Source organism: Streptomyces sp. RP5T (assembly GCF_003933965.1).
GTDB lineage: Bacteria > Actinomycetota > Actinomycetes > Streptomycetales > Streptomycetaceae > Streptomyces.
Genome location: NZ_RSAJ01000934.1, coordinates 1 through 2,187 on the forward strand (window position 1 = coordinate 1; position 2,187 = coordinate 2,187).

General features: G+C 70.6%; 2 protein-coding genes. Both read left to right on the forward strand.

Annotated features, from left to right (window positions below):
- On the forward strand, positions 1 to 261 hold a 261-nt coding region (locus EHS43_RS43110; RefSeq protein WP_221740824.1), incomplete at its 5' end, for a hypothetical protein.
- A gap of 135 nt (positions 262 to 396) precedes the next feature.
- A complete protein-coding gene (locus EHS43_RS43115; protein WP_125195892.1) occupies positions 397 to 2,064 on the forward strand; it encodes a ParB N-terminal domain-containing protein in 1,668 nt (555 codons plus the stop codon).
- Positions 2,065 to 2,187 lie beyond the last annotated feature (123 nt).

The following is a 2,187-nucleotide window of genomic DNA, read 5'->3' on the forward strand; positions in this document are numbered from 1 at the left end:
GTCTTCGCCCTCCCCGAGCAACAGGACCACCCCCTGACCGTGGCCGCGGTGCGTCAACACCCGAGCCTCACTGCACGCTTGGTGATCGAACTGGACGGCACGCAGGAGCCGCTGACCCTCAAGACCAGCGAACCGGTCCAGCCGCTGTCCATGCCGCGCCGGATCGAGGTCTCCTGCCAGCTGTGCAAGGCCACGACGTCGACCCCCCTCGATCTCGTCGCGCACGGCGAACCGCAGACCTGGGTGTGCTCCCAGCACTGACCACCCGTCACCACAGCCGCCCCTCAGGGCACATCCGCTTGACACAGAACCATATGGGCGTAGAATTATCATTGTCGGTTCGGGCGGCAACCCGAACCGGCGCAACCCACCAAGTGATCAAGGAGTAATCCTCACGTGAGCACCACACCCCAGGTGGCCGCAGCCCTGCTGCGCACCGATCAGATCCACGCCAACCCGCGCAACGTCCGCCACAGCCTCGACCTCGACGACGAATTCCTCACCTCCATCGCGGAAAACGGCGTCCTGGTCCCCGTCGTGGTCGTGCAGCTGAACGCCCACATCCCGGACGCAGAGCCCGTCTACGAGCTCAAGATGGGTCACCGCCGGCACGCGGGCGCCCGATCGGGCGGGATCGAGTCCATTCCCGCTCTCATCCTGGACCCCTCGCTGCGCGAGGCGGGCCAGGACTACATCGAGCAGCTGATCGAGAACGATGCCGCATTCCGCCGCGCCCTCAGCCCGCTGGAGCAGGCCGATGCCCTGTTCGGCGCGCTGGAGGACGGAGCGAGCGTCGCCACCGTCGCCCGCCGCACCGGCCGCAGCAAGGAACAGGTCACCCAGGCCGCCGAGGCCGCCAAGAATCTGGGCACCGGCACCCGCACCGTGCTGGAGGCCAGCGACGCCTACGACCTCGACCTCGAAGTCCTCGCGGCACTCGGCGAGTTCGACGACGACCCCGACGCCGTCGCCCGCCTGATCGAGGCCCACCGACAGGGCACCTTCCCCTACCAGCTGAGCACCGAGCGCGCCGAACGCGCCGAACGCACCGCGCGTGACACCCGCCGCGCTGAACTCAAGCGCGACGGCATCCGGCTGTGGGAGGACGCCAGCAACCTCCCGCCGCGCGCCCAGTGGCTTGAGGACCTGGTCGACGCCGCTGGTAAGGATCTGGACGAGGCGGACCATGTCCGCTGCCCCGGACACGCCGTGGTGTGGGACGACACCGGCAGCGCGGACCCTGCCGCTGTCGCCGCCCTGTGCCTCAACCCCGCCGCCTACAGCCACTACACCCCCGGCACCGAACCCGCCGCGCAGACCGCGCCCACCGCAGCGCCCGCCGCCAGCGACGAGGACGGCGAGGACGAGACGGAGGAGCCGGAGGAGCCGGAGGCGGACGAAGAGGACGAGGAAGTAACGCGCGCGGCCACCGAGAAGGCGGAGCGGGCCCGTGCCGAAGCCGAAGCCAAGGCAGCCGCCGAGGCCGAGCAGCGCAGGCGGGATCATCACCTCAAGCTCGCCGGGAACAAGGCCTACCGGGCCGCCATCGATGCCCGGCGTACCTTCCTGCGCCAGCTGATGGCCCGCAAGAGCGCCCCCAAGCCTCTCGCCGGGTGGGTGACCCGCACGCTGCTGTCCTGCCCCAAGCCCGTGCGGTCATGGACCGGCGACCCCGGCCGGTCGGCGGTTCTGGCCGACCTGCTCGCCCTCAGCACCGAGGAGGGCAAGGCCGCGAGCGCCGAGGACCGGGCCACCTGGATCGGTGCCACGGCCACCCCCACCCGTCTGCTCTTCGTCAACTTCGCAGTGATCGCCGCCTGTTACGAGAAGCGGATCGAGCAGGCGAACACATGGCGCCAGGACCAGCCCGAGTGGGACACCGAGGAGATCCGGGCCGACGCACGCGTCTACCTGAAGTTCCTCGCCGAGCTCGGCCACCAGCTCTCTCCCATCGAGCGCAACGTCATCGATGACACTCCGTTCGAGATCGAGGAGGAGTCCGCCGCGCCGCCCGCAGACACGGACGGCGAAGAGCCCGACCAGTCCGCCGACGCCGAGGACTGAGCATCCAGCCGGGGCGCCCGTGAAGGGCGCCCCGGCCCCCCGGCCTCCAGCCACGCGCCCCAGACGGCCACGGCCGAGGCACCTCCCGACTGCACTGCCGGCGCCCTGCCCGCAGCCCATGTC